Genomic DNA, 15,502 nt, shown 5'->3' with positions numbered 1-15,502 from the left:
AGTTGCTTGCGGCATTTGACCTGCTCATGGCTGTCGACACCATGAACTTGAAAAACCTGCTTTGCCAAATCCACGCCTATGCGTTTAAGTTTCATGCGGGCTCCCCCTCCGGGATTGCTTGTTTTACAACCTTCAGTCTGGCGCAATGACGCCGTAGGAGGGAGGAGTCCATCTCATTGGGCTACGGACTAAACTCAGCGTTTGTCCGCATCGTCCGGTTTGTTCAGATCCATCACCGTTTGCGCTGGCTCTTGCGGTTTGGCCTCGGCAAACGGTGCGACCGGAGCGCTCACTGCGCCGACCGGCGCTTGCTTCTTGCGCATGCCAATGCGCTTGAACAGCCAGCCGCCCAGCACCACCGGGATGAACCAGAACTTCTTCAGCAATACCAGCAGCAGCGCCAGCAAACCAGTCTTGGCCGCCACCTTGCCGGCGACCAGCGCGCCCAGGCCGTATGCGGCTACGGTATCCAGATCCGGGTCGAACTCGGCATAGCGCTGGCCCGGGTTGAACTCGGTTGCAGCCAGCACGGCCGGTACGCTGGCCTCGATTTCTGCCAGTTGATCCATATTGGCGACGAAATTTAGCACCAGCACGCCCTTACGGCCCAAGACGCGAATGTTGTAGTTCAGGGTATTGGCCTCGGTGTCGCCAAACTTCAGCTCCTTGGCCCAATACAGCTTCTTGCCTTCGGTATCTTAGTGCGGCTCGGCGGCCCAGCCGACCAGTTGCACGGCCTCGCAGCCGTTCTCTTCACGCCAGGTGTTGGCCTCGCGCATGTCGGCCTGCATGTCCTTGAGCATGTCGCCGTAGTCGATATCGCCGGCGTCCTCATCGGACACGTAGCCGCTGTCTTCGTATTCGACGGTCACACCCCAGGATTCATCGGCCAGCGGCGACACGCCAGCCGGCAGGATCATGCCCAGCGGCGGAACGTCATCTGGCGGATTGCCCCAGCCATCGACCAACAGACGCTGAGCGTTCTCACCGTCGAGAAACACCAGGGTATCGGGCAGGTTGAGGGTGGCCAGATCGTTGCCCAGGACGACGCGGCCGCCCTTGAACTCCAGGCTGGCGACGAATTCTTCAGGACTGATGTATTGCGCCACATCCTCGGTCTCGATGACCTCGGCGTCGACCGCAGCGTTTCTGGCTCGGTCTCGGGATTGGCGTATGCAACACAGGTGAACGGCAGGACAGCAGCCAGCGCGGCTGCCAGGATCGAATCCTTGATCGACATGGGAACGGGTAAGTGAATGTAACTGCGTATTACGTTACCACGCTCGCGGAACTCGACATGCGTCATGCCGCAACTTTTTGCGATATTCCACCCCCTGCAAAGAAGACCACGGAGCACCGCCCCCGCAGGCGATGCTCCGCAGCCAACCTGGCGCCGACCTTGGCTACCGTGCGTGATCCGAACGCCAGGGATCACGCCACCTCATACCAACTGGAAGTCGGCGATGGTCACGCTGGTGTGGTCGGTCACACCGACCAGGCGGATATTGCCGCCATCTGCACCGCCCACCGTCACCAACACATCGTTGCCAGCATCGGCGATTGATACCCGACTGGCGAAAGTCGCCGCCGTCAGATTGAACGCCGCGATGTTGAGCAGGTCCTGCCCTCCAGCCGGGTTGGCGTCGAAACCGATGATGGTGTCGCTACCGAAGTTGGGGCCGAACACGAGGATGTCGTTGCCCTGATCGGCATACAGAGTGTCGTTGCCGGCACCGCCGATCATGATGTCGTTACCCGCACCACCATCGAGGATGTCGTCACCGTCGCCGCCGTCGAGGATGTCGTTGCCACCCTCACCGAACAGGGTATCGGCCCCCTCGCCTCCCAACAGACTGTCGGCACCGGCTCCGCCGTAGAGCGTGTCGTTGCCGCCCATGCCGCTGAGCACATCGTCGCCGCCCTGGCCACGTAGAATGTCGGCGGCCGCGCCGCCAGTCATCTGGTTGGCCAGGCCGTTGCCGGTGGCATCGGCAGCGCCTGTGCCGAGATGCACATAGTTCTCCACATTGGCCCGCAGGGTATAGCTGGAGGCAGTGGAGTAGACGGTATCGATACCGCCACCAGCGGTCTCGACCGTCACGTCGCCGGCATCGTCGACATAGTAGCTGTCGTTGCCCAGCCCGCCGACCAAGCGGTCGGCGCCGGCGCCGCCATCGAGCACATCGTTGCCATCTCCTCCCGTTATGGTATTGGCCAGGGCGTTGCCGTAGCCGGTGAAGTTGCCGCTGCCGATAAAGGTCAGGTGCTCGACGTTCTCGCCCAGGCCATAACTGAGCAGCGTGGTGCGCACGGTATCGGTGCCGGCGCCGGCGGCCTCGATCACCTGATCGCCGAGGTTGTCGACGATATAGATGTCGTTGCCCAGGCCGCCGAGCATGACATCGGCGCCGAGGCCGCCATCCAGGGTGTCGTTGCCGGCGCCGCCATCGAGGATGTCGTTACCGGCCAGACCGTTGAGCACGTCGTTGCCGCCCAGGCCGAGGATATGGTCGTCCAGCGCGGTGCCGTTGAGCGTATTGGCCGCGTTGGTGCCCATGATCACCGCACTGGCTACCACCGCCGTGGCAGCCGAGGTCAGCGACTCGAAGGTGCCGCGGTTGTCGGTGTAGCTGACCTGCACCCGCACCTGTTGGCCGGCCTGAGCCGCCGTCAGGGTGAAGGACTGTGCGGTGGCGCCGGCGATATTGCTGAAGCTACTGCCACTACCGACCTGCCACTGGTAGGCGAAGGTCACCCCGACCAAGCCGTCGGCATCGGCGATCATCGCCGTGGAGGCGATCAGCACCTGACCGACACTGGGCGAAGCATTGTTGAGTTGCGGCAAGCCGGTCGGCGCATCGTTGACGTTGAGCACCGGCGCGGTGACCGCGGACACCAGGCTCTCCGGGTTGCCCATGTCATCGTTGAAGCTGACCACCACGCGCAGCGCCAGCCCGACCTCGGCATCGCCGGGGGTGAAACTCTGCCCCGTACCGACCTGCACCCACTCGCCGGCCACCAGCGCCTGCCAGGCGTAGCTGAGCACAGCGAATTCGGTGCCATTGGGATCGCTGACGGTGGCGGCAGCCAGCAGCATCTCGTCCTCGGCCGGCGCCATGTTGCTGATGGCCACGCTGCCCTCGGCCGGGCGGTCGATCAACCAGACCACCTGGTCGGCGAACTGCACGCGGTCGATATTGCGCAGGGTATCGGTGCCGTCGGAGACGATCTTGCGGGTGGTGCTGAGGCCGTCCGGATCGAGCGGGTCGAAGGTGGTCACGGTGCCGCCGCCACCGGCGAAGCGGGTATGGCTGACGGTCCAGGTACCATCGAAGTTCTCAATGATGTCGTACTCGTCGGCCAGACCGAAGTACACCGCGGTGTCGATGTCGTTTTCGTCCTTGCTGTAGAGAATCTCACGCACGATATGTAACTGGCCGGGATTGAGCAGGCGGCTGAACATCGCCTGATCCAGGGTCAGGCTCTCCGCAGTGCCGGCCAGCACCCCGCTCTTGCCGGTGATCACCTTGGTCATACCATCGGCCGTGCCGATCTCGTTGCCGGCGTCGTCGCGAATGCTGATGCGCACGTTGAGCCAGGCCGCACCGTCGATGTAGTCGTCACCACCGCGGCCCTCGATCACGTCGCTGCCGCCGCCGCCGAGCAGGATATTGCCGGCATTGAAGGCGATGGCGGCCTCGAGGTCGCCCTCTTCTGGCGGCAGTTCCACCAGATAGTCGAGCATCTCGCGCAGACCATTGATACGGTCGACCCCGGCCTGGCTGAGGGCGTTGTTGGCGTTGAGCTGTTCCTCCTCGCCGGCATCCGGGTCGTTGCCGCGGTCGTCGCCGCGCAGCACATCGTCCCGATCCCAGCCCGACAGCGCCTCGACGTCGCTGAAGCGGTCGCGCAGCACCTTCAGCGGCTCGGTGTCGAACACCAACTGGTTAAGATCCGAGTAGGCGGACACCGTGCTGTCCTTGTGGATCACCCAGTCGAAGCCCCACATGCCGATATTCTTTTGGATACCCGCGCCGGCGAACATGATGTCGTCGCCGGAGTCGGCGTCGTAGTCGGTGTCGCCCTGGCCGCCGTTGAGCACGTCGTGGCCGAGGATCGGGCTCTCGAAGAAGATGTCACCGTTGTCGCCGGCGATGTAGTCGAAACGACCGCCGCCCTCCACCCAGTCGTCGCCGGAACCGCCGAACAGCGCGTCGATGCCGTCGCCACCGTGGATGAAATCGTTGCCGGTGCCGCCCAGGATCTCCTTGCCGTCGGTGCCGCCGATAACGAAGTCATGGCCGTCGCCGGCGAAGATCAGGTCGAGGCCGTTGCCGCCATGGATCACGTCGTTGCCGTCGCCGGCCTTGATGATGTCGTCGCCGCCGATGTCGGTGATGATGTCGTCGCCGTCGCCGCCCTGGATGATGTCGTTGCCGTAGCCACCCTCCAGGCGGTCGTTGCCGCCGTCGCCCCACAAGGTGTCGTCGCCGATACCACCGATCAGGGTGTCGTCGTCTTCGGTGCCACCCAGCACCACGTGCTCTTCACCGTTGTAGCGCAGGTAACCGTCGCCACGTTCCACCATGGGCGTCAGCGCCTGCATGATGGGGTTGCCCCAGACCGGGTCCTCGCCGATCTGCAGCGCCTGGTTCAGCTCGAGGATATGGTCCACCGAGGCGAACAGATCCCCCGGCAGGTGCGAGGAACCCGGCCGGCCGAGGTCGGTGTTGGCCATCACCAGCGAGGCGAAGGAGTTGGCCTCCAGCGCCCCCAACAGGTCGAGCCCCTGAGTGCGCGACAGGTAGTAGAAGCGGTCGCCGTCCTGCAGATTCTCCATCTGTATTTCGAAGACGAAGTTGAAGGTCGAGCCGAGCATGCCGCCGAACGGCATCTTGCGCTCGGCCAGGCCGCCGATCCAGAAGTCCACCAGGTTCAGGCCGGACTCGCGCCCGGCCCAGGTGCCGCTGCTGTTGAGGAAGTCGGTGCGATCGCTCGGGCTGCCGCTACCGCCCATCACCAGCAGAGTGGCGGCGGCGCGCTTGGCCTCGGCGGTATCGGCCGCGAGGATGCTCTCGTGCTGACCGTAGGCGGCGATGAAATTGATGATCGACGCCGGGTTCTTGATGTTCAGCGCGAAATCGACCCAGCTGACATAGGGCTTGAGGTTGCTGTCGCCGGTGGCGGCGAAGAACTGCTCGCGCGCACTGTTGAGTGACGGCACGCCGGTGTCGCGGCCGCGGGCGATATTGATCGCCGGCAGATCCAGGGGCAGCCCCACCAGGTTGTTGCGCAAGGCGCCGGTGACGAACTCGTCGATCTCGTTACCGGTTTGCCGGGTCATGCCGCGGATGATCGAGCCGGCCATGACATCGGCATCGGCGCTGCCGAACTCGACCGGGTTGAGGAAGGCCTCGATCAGGCCGATGTCGCTGGACTGCATGTCGAAGCTCAACCGATCCACCGTTTCGTTGAGCATGGAGTGGCCGAAGCGGTACACCACGCGGGCGAACTCGGCGACGATGGCCGCATCGATCTCAATATCCGGCTGCACCATGAAGATATCGGTGAACGGCTGGATCTTGCGCACGAACTCCTCGAACACCAGGTGCTGGTACTGCATCTCGTTGACGAAGCGCGCGGCCTGGAACAAGCGCTCGCCGTTCCAGATCAGCCCGTCGACACTCTCCGGCACAGACTCCACCGGCTGCTGCAGCCACTCGTTGATAAAGGCCAGATCGCCGCTGGCGAGAATGGCCTGCTTGTTGGCCTCGACCAGCCGATTGTGCTCGGAGTGGAACACATGGTGCACCGCGGTCAGGCCGATGTTCTCGTTGCCGCGGCCGTCGCCGGTGATGTAGTGAGCGTCGAGCAATTCGTTGTCGTACTCGAGGTTGCGTCCGGTCATGGAGTTGACTCCCACGGCATTGCCGGCCACCTCATCGGCATCGGCTACCAATTGGCCGCCGACTATCACCGGCACAGCGTTATGGGCGATATCGTCGAGGAAAGCATGCCCGGTACGCACAGCCCCCTGGGTGCTGATGGGATTGTCCGGATCGCCCTCTACCTGAACCGGTGGATTGCCGGGCATGATCAGCATGGCGAAACCGTTCTCGCCACGGATGAACTGACCGTACTGGTCGGTGGCCAGCAGCGGCACGTTGCCGATATCGGCATCGGTGAGGTTGATGCCGAGCATCTCGCGCGCCTGCGCCTTGATATCGGCCCAGGTAGCCAAGCCACCATTCTGGCCGTCGAGCAAATGCCCGGTGGCCACCGGCTTACCGTCGACCATGACGTACTCGCGCAGGAACACCTGATGCGAGGCGTGCGAGGTGTAGGTCTGGTTCTGGTCGACGAAGGGGGTGGTCTGGTTGACATGCTCACGCACGTCGTCGGGCGTGCCGAGGATGCCATCCGGCCCCGGCTGGTTGGTGGCGCGGGTAAGCACCATGAAGTTGCTGTGCGAGCCCTCAACGTACAGCGGGTCGTCCGGCTGCAGCGGGATATACACGGTGCCGCTGCCGCCCTTGTTGACCAGATCCAGGCCATGGTCGAAGAACTGGCCGAACAGGCTCATCCAGGCGTTGAAAGGCGCGCTCAGGCCTTCGTCCGGCGAGACGTTGGGCACCTGCACGCTGCCGTTGTCCATGACGATACCCATATCGTCCAGCAGCCCATCCAGCGCGGCCTGGGCAGCAGCAACCTCGGCGCTGCTTTCAGCAACCTCGGCCAGCAGCAGTTCGTGGGCGGCCGTATCGCTGGCCAACTGTGTAGCCGCTGCCAGAGCAACGGTCTGAGCCTCCATAGCAAGCGCAGCCGATGCGGCAGCACTTTCGCCAGCTGTGCCAGCCTGCTCCTGAGCTGCAGCAGTCGCAGCCGCTGCCGCGTTGTATGTGGCCAAAGTGCCGACAACATCACCACCGTTGTTCAGGGCGAAAATCAACGCCGCCAAGGCAGCCCCTTCCGCGGCCTGCGCAGCAGTTACCAGCGCCAACGCCTCGCTGTGCGCCAGGTCATCGGCATCGGCCTCCTCCTGCGCCAGCTCCACCGCTCCGGCTGCAGCCTGGGCCGCAGCGGCAGAGGCGGCCAGCAGCGCGGCGCTAGCCTCGACCAGCGCACTATTGCCCTGCGCCGCCGCCTCGGCGGTTTTCAACGCGGCCAGGGCGTTGGCCACCAACTGCGCATCGCCGAAGACGTCGCTGGAGCCGGCGTACTCCAGCGCGGCCATCACCGCCGCCGGGTTGTTCAGGCTCTGGTCGACGATCAGGTTGCTGATGATCCGCGGCTGCGAATCCACCACATATCCGCTGGTTTGTTCGTAGCTGGTCTGAGTGCCTGAACCGGGAAAGCCAGGAGGGGCGCCGGCACCATCGATACCATTTTCCGCATCGCGAAACTCGGGTTCCAGCAGCCGCGGCATGACCTGGTCGGCCGAGCCGTATTGCTCCTGGCCAGGTACCAGATTGTTGTAGGTACCGTCGACCGTGCGCAGACCGTAGGGCAGCAGCGGGTTGCCGACCAGGTCGTAGAGCGAGGCGCCAGCGGCGTGGGCTTCGGCGATCTTGATTTGCTGGAGGATGAACTCCAGATCGGATTGGGTTGTCTTGACAGCCATTTTGTTGTGCTCCCTCGATGTAAGTGCGACTGACGAAGGCGTCAGAAAAACCACATGCATACGGCAACATTGCAACGGCGTGGCTAAGCGCAGGCAGAAGAGTGTCTGGATCGGTGCAAGGGGATCGAGCCGCGACTGGCGCTTGCTCGACCCGGGCGGCGGCGGGCCGCAGGACGTGGCTAGGGCGGCCCGTGGCAATCCCACAGGCCGGCGGTGCCGCATGAGGTCCGGCCCTTCACCAGATTGTTGTAGCTGCCATCCACTGTACGCAGCCCCCAGGGCACCTGGGAGTTGGGCAGCAACTCGCTCAGGCTCTGTCCGGCGGCATGCGCCTCAGCAATGAAAATCTGCTGCTGGATGAACTCGAGATCGGATTTGATGAAATCGGCCATTTCCTTCCACCTCTGAAACCCAGCAGCTGAATGCGCGAAATAGGAGGAATCGCTGGCCCAGAAACAGCCCACCCCGTCCGTTGCGCATCACGCAATCGTCAGAGCGTTCCCGGGATAGAGGCCAAACGCTGCCACACCAACCTGCCGGGCTAATCGGCGTGCAATCAGTATTTGGTATGTCCCTATGCTGAAGCTGGCACGAAGCCTGGCGTCAGAAATCAGGCAGTAGGAGACCCGTGCAGTTTCAGGTCGGCGAAATGCCCTAGCAAAGACGCCTCAGGCGTCCGGTAAAACGTGATTCCGATGGTGATCACCCCATGCAGGAGCTTGCCAACGAAAGCTGTGTCGACTTATTGGCTTGGATCACACGCCTAGACTTAAGTCCAAGCCAATAGGATTGTCAAGATACCGTCAATCGCCTCATTAATTATCCTTATTTCCTATAAGCTTTTATTGAATAAAGATTTTTTTTATGAAACAAAACGAAACATCGAAAAAATAAGGCGATTAAATCCCTTGCACATCGACGAAAACCCCATCTATACCTAGAGGGCGACACCCAAAGAGACAAGAAAATGTCTCCAATAGACGGTCCTGCACACCAATCGTCGAAATGCCGTCATCCCATGCAGGACACCCAGCGAACATGCAGTGCCGGAGGGTCCCATGGACGTCCCGCAGCCCCCGCGTTCCGAGCTGGCCGAGGTGCTCTTTCGCCTGCGCCGCACCTTCTACGCCCTGGCCGCCTTCAGCGGGGTGATCAACCTGCTGATGCTGACCCCGGCTGTTTATATGCTGCAGGTCTACGACCGTGCCTTGGTCAGCAGCAATGTCACCACCCTGCTGATGCTCACCGTGCTGGTGATCGGCCTGTATGTACTGATGGCGCTGTTGGAAGTGGTGCGCTCAAGCGTACTGATCCGCGTCGGCAACCGCCTCGACATGATGCTCAACAAGCGCATCTTCGGCGCCGCCTTCGAGCGCAACCTGCGCCGCGCCGGCGGCAACCCGGCGCAGGCGCTGCAGGATCTCTCACAGGTTCGCCAGTTTCTCACCGGTAACGGCCTGTTCGCCTTCTTCGACGCCCCCTGGACCCCCATCTTCCTGCTGGTGATCTACCTGGTACACCCACTGCTCGGCCTGATTACTCTGATCGGTTCGTTACTGCTGGTGGGCCTGGCCTGGCTCACCGAAGTCAGCACGCGCAAGCCGCTGGCCGAGGCCAATCAGGCCTCGCTGGTATCCGGCAGTTTCGCCAACAACAACCTGCGCAATGCCGAAGTGATCGAGGCCATGGGCATGCTGCCGGCAATTCGCCAGCGCTGGTTCGGCAACCACCTGAAAATTCTCGAGCTGCAGACCCTGGCCTCCGACCGCGCGGCCTACATCGCCGGAGGCAGTCGTTTCGTGCGTGTCACCCTGCAGTCACTGATCCTTGGTGCCGGCGCCTTGCTGGCGATCCAGGGCACGATCACCCCGGGCATGATGATCGCCTGCTCGATCCTCTCCGGCCGTGCCATGGCGCCGGTGGAGCAGGTGATCTCGGCCTGGAAGCAGTTGCTCTCCAGCCGTGCAGCCTGGGCTCGGCTATCCGGGCTGCTGGCTGACTTTCCTGCGCACAAGCCGTCCATGCCGCTACCCAAGCCGCTGGGCATGCTCCACGTGGAGAACGCCTTCGCCAGCGCACCGGGCTCGCCCACGCCGATCCTGCGCGGCGTCAGCTTCAACCTGGCACCCGGCGAAGCCCTGGGCATCATCGGCCCCTCAGCCTCAGGCAAATCCACCCTGGCACGTCTGCTGGTTGGCGTCTGGCCGGCGCAAGGCGGCAAGGTGCGCCTGGACGGCGCCGATATCTATCAATGGAACAAGGCTGAGCTGGGTCCCTGGCTCGGCTACCTGCCACAGGACGTCGAGTTGTTCGAGGGCAGCATCGCCGAGAACATCGCGCGCTTCGGCGCAATCGACGGCGAGGCGGTGATCCTCGCCGCCAGGCAGGCCGGCGTGCACGAGATGATCCTGCACCTGCCGCAAGGCTACGACACCCACCTGAGCGCCGACGGCGGCTCGTTGTCCGGCGGGCAGAAGCAACGCATCGGCCTGGCCCGTGCACTCTACGGCGAGCCATCACTGATCGTCCTCGACGAGCCCAACGCCAGCCTCGACGACGTCGGCGAAGCAGCGTTGCTGCAAGCGCTGCTCGACCTCAAGCAACGCGGCAAGACCCTGGTGCTGATCTCCCACCGCCCCACCGTGCTGAACATGGTGGACAAGGTGCTGGTACTGCGCGAAGGCGCTGTGCAGATGTTCGGCAGCCGCGATGAGGTATTCGCTGCGTTGCGCCAGGCCAACGTGATCCCCACCGGCAAGGGGTCGCCGACCCTGGCCTCGGTACGGGCCAAGGAGTGACATGTCATGTCCGATCTGCAGTTCGAAAGCAAGGGGCTGATACTGACGGATAGCCCCTGCATGGTTGACATGGACGACGGCAAACCGAGTCGCTGGGGCTTGTCGCTGGTGCTCGCAGGCTTCGGTGGATTCATTCTCTGGGCCATTCTCGCGCCTCTGGATGCCGGGGTGGTGGCCAATGCCACGGTCAACGTCACCGACAACCGCAAGACCATCCAGCATCTGACCGGCGGCTCGGTCGGCGCCATCCTGGTGCGCGAGGGGGATCTGGTGCAACGCAACCAGCCGCTGATCGAGCTGGATGCCACCCGCGCCATCGCCGAGCAAGGCATGGTCAGCGCCCAGTACATAGTGGTCAGCACGGTGAAAAGCCGCCTGCAGGCCGAGCGCGACGGCGCCACACAGGTGGAGTTCGATCCCGAGCTGCTCAGCCGTTTCGCCGGCGACCCACGTTTGGATGCCTCGGTCGCCCTGCAGCAGCGCCTGTTCGCCACCCGCCGCGCGGCACTGAGCGGCGAAGCCGAGATTCTCCGCGAGAACATCCTCGGCGCCGAGGAACAGCTCAAGGGCCTGCGCCAGGTCCAGTACTCGCGCAGCGCGCAGATCAGGCTGCTCAACCAGGAGCTTGACGGGGTGCGCAGCCTGGCGGCGGAAGGCTATGTGACGCGCAACCGCATGCTCGAACTGGAACGCAACGCCGCCGAACTGAGCGCCTCGCTGGCGCAGAACATCGCCGACACAGGGCGTACGCGCAACCAGATCGCCGAGCTCAAACTGCGCATCCTCCAGCTTGAACAGAATTACCAGCAGGAAGTGCAATCGCAGCTCAGCGATATGCAGAAAGAGGCCGCCGCTCTCGCCGACCGCCTGCGGGCGCTGGACTACGAAGTCAGCAACACGGTGATCCGCTCGCCCATCGATGGCGTGGTGCTGGGACTGTCGGCCTCCACCATAGGCGGGGTGATCCAGGCCGGCTCGCGAATCATGGACGTGGTGCCGGCCAATGAGCCTCTGCAGGTCGATGCCATGGTGCCGGTGCAGGCCATCGACAAGATGCAACCGGGATTGCCGGTGGACATCGCCTTCCCCGCGTTCAATCACGCGCAGACGCCGAACATCCCCGGTCGCGTACTGACGATTTCCGCCGATCGCCTTATCGACGAGACCAACAAACAGCCCTACTACCTGGCCGAGATCGAGGTCACCACCGACGGCATGGACAAGCTGGGCAGCAATCGCATTCGCCCCGGCATGCCGGCCACCGTGACGATCAAGACCGGTGAACGCAACCTGATGAGCTATCTGATGAAGCCCATGCTTGACCGTATCGACGGAGCCTTCAAGGAGCAATGACATGCTCGTACGCCAGATATTGTCAGGCCTCTGCTGCCTGGCCTGCCTGCCCGCCCACTCCATGGATCTGTTACAGGCCTGGGAATTGCTGCAACTGCAGGGCCCGACCTATCGTGCGGCCGTCCACGAACGTGCCGCTGGTCTGGAAAATCCCGCTATCGGCAGAGCCGGGCTGCTGCCGCAGATCACGGCCAGGGCCAGCAAAAGCCAGGTCGACGGCACCCAGGAGCAACAGAATGCACTTGGCCGGCGCATCGAGAACGATCTGGACTACGACTCGGAAAACCTCAGCCTGCAATTGCGTCAGCCGCTGTATAACCGCCAGAAAATGGTCGAGTATCGCCAGGGCAAGCAGCGCGCCAGCTATAGCGAAGCGGTGTTCGATGCCAAGACGCAGAGCGTTGCCGTACGCCTGGCCAGCCGCTACTTCGATGTGTTGCTGACGCGCGAGACCATCGAGCTTTCACGCGCCAAGCTCAAGGCTTTCGAGCAGCAGGTAGCGGCTGCCAAACGCCGCTTCGATCTGGGCGACGGCACCATCACCGACGTCGACCAGGCCACCGCCCGACGTGACCTGGCGCAGGCCGGCGTGATCGAAGCCGAAGACAATCTGGTAGTCGCCCTGCGCCTGCTGCAGGAGTTGCTCGGCAACAACCCGGATCAACTCGCCACCCTGCACGCGGAATTTCCTACCCCGCCCCTGCAACCGGACAACCTCCAGGACTGGCTACAGAAGGCGCAATTGAACAACCCTTCGCTGCGCGCACGCCAGCTCAATCATGGCCTCGCCGAAGAAGAGGTCAAACGCGCCAGCAGCGCCCACTGGCCGACTCTCGACCTGGTCCTGGGCTATACCGACAGCGAGAGCGATTCGCTCTCCACCATCAACCAGACCAACCGCTACAGCTCCATCGGCCTGGAATTCACCATGCCGCTTTACTCCGGCGGCGGCGTCAGCGCGCGGGTGCGCCAGGCCACCGCGAGTCGTGAACAGGCCGGGGAAGAAGTCAATGCCAGCCGCGAGGAAGTGTTCTCCGCCACAACCCGTGAGTTCCACGGCGTGCAGAGCGGCCAGGCACGCATTCGCGCCCTGCAGCAGGCCGTCATTTCCAGCGAGCGGGCACAGGATTCAGCGCGCAAGGGGTTTCTCGCGGGCTCCAGTACCAATGTCGATATCCTCAACGCCGAGGAACAGGTGTTCATCGCCCGCCGTGATCTGCTCGAAGCCAAACTTCGCTATCTGCTCGCACGCCTGCAACTGGCCGCTGCGGTCGGCCTGCTCGGCGAGGACGATATCCTCCAGGTCAATGACTACCTGGGTCCGGAGTTGGCACTCGGCTACTGAGCCAGCGTTTTGCCCGATGCCCCTGGGCAGGTATTCAGCGCCAGTGGCGCTGTTGAGCGCGCCTGGTCTGCCCTGCGCCGAACATCCAGCCGCACAGCACCACCAGCACCTCCGCCAGCCAGGCCAGCAGCAGTGCGCTGATCACACCCCAGAGAATCGCATCCGGGGTAAACAGCACCTGATAACGGTAAGCCTGCAGGGTTTCCTCGAACAGCTCGTGATCCGCGCCAGTTGCCAGGTGCCAGGCCTGGGCGTACCAGGGCCCCTGCATGGCCTGCCATTCGCGTTCGAGCAAGGCGGAGCGCTGCACCAGGTGCCCGACGCTCTTGGCATCGCTGCGCATCACCGGGTCATCGCTGACGCGGTAGTGCGCAACCAGCGCGTCCATATCGCCCTTGAAGAAATTGCGCGCCGTTTCCTGAAAACCTTTGAGACTCTGCTGCGACTCCAGGCGATGAGCTTCGACCCGCTTGGCGTAGTCATCGACGAAGCCCGGCACCTGCACGCCGAGCAACAGGCCGAAAGCGAACAGCGTCAGGCGCAGGTAGCTTCTAAGCATGAGATCAGGCCTTGCCGTGAGTGATGCATTCGCCGCGGCGCCACAGGCGCCATTCGCCCGGCTGGTACAGCGACCACTGTTCGTTGTCGGTCAAAGGTTCAGTGGCGATGACGGTCACCACGTCGTTGGGCGTGGTCTCTGACTGGAAATCCACCTTCAGGTCAGCGTCCTTGAGCTGCGCAGGGCCAAACGGCGCGCGGCGGGTGATATGCGCGAGCTTGGTCGAGCAGAAGCTGAACAGCCAGTCGCCATCGCTGAGCAGACAATTGAACACGCCGAGCTTGCGGTAACTGGCACAGGACGCCACCAGCACCGGCAGGAGCATTTCCACCGATACCGGCTCGGGAAAGGCGCGACGCACGCGGTTGAGCAGGTCGCAGAACGCCGCTTCGCTGTCGGTCTCGCCGACCGGTCGGTAGAAGGTAGTGGAGCCTTCCAGGCCCGCCAGCTGGCCGTTATGGGCGAAACACCAGTTACGCCCCCACAACTCACGACTGAAGGGATGAGTGTTGACCAGGCAGACCTTGCCGACGTTGGCCTGGCGGATATGGCCGATCACCACTTCGCTCTTGATCGGGTAGCGCTGCACCAGCTGCGCCACCTCGGATTCGCTGCTCGCCCGCGGGTCCTGGAACAGACGCAAGCCGCGCCCTTCGTAGAAGCCGATACCCCAACCATCACGGTGCGGCCCGGTGCGGCCGCCACGCTGCATCAGCCCGGTAAAGCTGAACACGATATCGGTGGGTACATTGGCGCTCATGCCGAGCAATTCGCACATCGAATCAATTCTCCTTGCCGAGGATCAGGCGCAGACGCTCGGCTTCATCTTGCAGACGCGCTTCGATTCGCTTGCGGCCCATTGGCAGAAAGCGCACCAGCAATCGCCAGAGCAGCGCCGGCAGGTCACCCGGCCGACGCGGAATCAGGTGTAAATGGAGATGGGGCACGTGCTGATTGGAATCCGGACCGTCATTGATCAGCAGATTGATGCCGTTCTTACCGAAGCCGGCCTCGCGCAGCGCGGCGGCGATACGCTCGGCCAGCGTCAACAGACGTTCACGCACCGGTGGCGGCAGATCTCGTAGAAATGGCGCATGCAGACGACTGACGATCAGCACATGGGCCGGACGCATCGGGAAGATATCCAGCAGCACGATGAAATCTTCGTCTTCATACAGACGATGAGAGGGCAGCCGTTGCTCGGCAATGGCACAAAACACGCAATCCATCAGGCCTCCCTTGCACAAGGCCATCATGCTGAACGCCTGGGCCGGCAGGCGCAAGGGGTCAGATCAAATACGCGGTTCCATACGCCCCGAGCGATCGCGCCCGTAGTCACGAGTTGGCAGGTCGTCGCCCTCTTCCATGCGCTCGCGCAGGGTGCGCGGGTCCTCGTCGGGCTCGGTTACATGCTCGCCCTGACGCCCCTTCCACCAACGCTCGATGGGCCAGCGAACAGCGACGAACAATAGATACATGGCAAGCGCGATCAGGCTATAGAGCGCCAGATCAGCGACCGCGCGCCAGGCGTTGTTGCCAACCTTGAGCAATATATCCATGGCGGTCACCGCGAGGGCGGGCGCGAACAGTTCGCGCGCCGGGTCGACGATGGTCGGGCTGAACAGCAGCACGGCCATCAGCACCCGCAGCGGCTCGCGCAGGTAGCGCCACATCCAGCTGGTCAGGCGCATCCACACCAACAGGCAACCCAGAGCGGCAATCCCGTAGGCCGCCCAGGCCAGGAGGTAGTCGTTTTCATTCATCATAAGCAGGCGCCGGCGTGGCAGGTCTGGCAAAGGGGCGCTTATGATAGCGGCTTTTGCCCA

The 15,502-nt window shown here is 63.2% G+C and carries 10 protein-coding genes and 2 pseudogenes; 4 read left to right on the top strand and 8 right to left on the bottom strand.

Translation table 11 applies throughout. The annotated features are described in order from the left end of the window. Together DBO86_RS26755 and DBO86_RS14805 are read right to left on the bottom strand one after the other, a co-directional pair. A partial coding sequence (locus DBO86_RS26755) for a hypothetical protein (RefSeq protein WP_244185501.1) occupies positions 1-95 on the bottom strand: 95 nt, incomplete at its 3' end. Positions 96-194: 99 nt separating this feature from the next. Beyond that, positions 195-1,001 (bottom strand): annotated as a pseudogene (locus DBO86_RS14805) (DUF2167 domain-containing protein). Between the two features lie 99 nt (positions 1,002-1,100). On the opposite strand from DBO86_RS14805, the gene DBO86_RS26750 reads away from it, so the two are divergent. Then, the gene (locus tag DBO86_RS26750) at positions 1,101-1,256 is read left to right on the top strand and encodes a hypothetical protein (RefSeq protein WP_244185561.1); all 156 of its coding nucleotides are present in this window, start codon (positions 1,101-1,103) and stop codon (positions 1,254-1,256) included. 185 nt (positions 1,257-1,441) lie between these two features. On the opposite strand, the gene DBO86_RS14800 is transcribed toward DBO86_RS26750, so the two are convergent. Together DBO86_RS14800 and DBO86_RS14795 are read right to left on the bottom strand one after the other, a co-directional pair. After that, positions 1,442-7,621: a peroxidase family protein gene (locus DBO86_RS14800; protein ID WP_108234069.1), complete on the bottom strand. Its 6,180-nt coding sequence runs from the start codon at positions 7,619-7,621 to the stop codon at positions 1,442-1,444. A gap of 209 nt (positions 7,622-7,830) precedes the next feature. After that, positions 7,831-8,013 (bottom strand): annotated as a pseudogene (locus DBO86_RS14795) (hypothetical protein); the annotation flags it as partial. Between the two features lie 666 nt (positions 8,014-8,679). Between DBO86_RS14795 and DBO86_RS14790 the strand changes: the two are divergent. The 3 genes from DBO86_RS14790 to DBO86_RS14780 are packed head-to-tail and all read left to right on the top strand — an operon-like array spanning position 8,680 to position 13,117. After that, positions 8,680-10,419, top strand: coding sequence for a type I secretion system permease/ATPase (locus DBO86_RS14790; protein WP_108234067.1), 1,740 nt, complete (start codon positions 8,680-8,682; stop codon positions 10,417-10,419). 60 nt (positions 10,420-10,479) lie between these two features. Continuing rightward, positions 10,480-11,772, top strand: coding sequence for an HlyD family type I secretion periplasmic adaptor subunit (locus DBO86_RS14785; protein WP_425266796.1), 1,293 nt, complete (start codon positions 10,480-10,482; stop codon positions 11,770-11,772). A 1-nt stretch (position 11,773) separates the two neighbouring features. Then, the gene (locus DBO86_RS14780; protein WP_074858964.1) at positions 11,774-13,117 is read left to right on the top strand and encodes a TolC family outer membrane protein; all 1,344 of its coding nucleotides are present in this window, start codon (positions 11,774-11,776) and stop codon (positions 13,115-13,117) included. A gap of 34 nt (positions 13,118-13,151) precedes the next feature. Here the strand turns inward: DBO86_RS14780 and DBO86_RS14775 are convergent, their stop codons facing one another. The 4 genes from DBO86_RS14775 to DBO86_RS14760 form a co-directional block, all read right to left on the bottom strand. Further along, complete coding sequence (locus DBO86_RS14775) at positions 13,152-13,676, bottom strand: DUF2937 family protein (protein WP_003461655.1); 525 nt, start codon at positions 13,674-13,676, stop codon at positions 13,152-13,154. A gap of 4 nt (positions 13,677-13,680) precedes the next feature. Further along, the gene (locus DBO86_RS14770; RefSeq protein WP_003461657.1) at positions 13,681-14,454 is read right to left on the bottom strand and encodes a class II glutamine amidotransferase; all 774 of its coding nucleotides are present in this window, start codon (positions 14,452-14,454) and stop codon (positions 13,681-13,683) included. A 4-nt stretch (positions 14,455-14,458) separates the two neighbouring features. Next, a complete protein-coding gene (locus DBO86_RS14765) occupies positions 14,459-14,905 on the bottom strand; it encodes an HIT family protein (protein WP_003461659.1) in 447 nt (148 codons plus the stop codon). A 63-nt stretch (positions 14,906-14,968) separates the two neighbouring features. Further along, positions 14,969-15,442 carry a hypothetical protein gene (locus DBO86_RS14760; protein WP_039964782.1) on the bottom strand — a complete coding sequence of 158 codons (474 nt, stop codon included), beginning with the start codon at positions 15,440-15,442 and terminating at the stop codon, positions 14,969-14,971. Positions 15,443-15,502: the final 60 nt, after the last annotated feature.

It is taken from the genome of Ectopseudomonas oleovorans, assembly GCF_003052605.1.
Classification (GTDB): Bacteria; Pseudomonadota; Gammaproteobacteria; order Pseudomonadales; family Pseudomonadaceae; genus Aquipseudomonas; species Aquipseudomonas oleovorans_A.
Note: the sequence above shows the minus strand (reverse complement) of the source record. Positions and strands in the feature narration are given on the sequence as shown.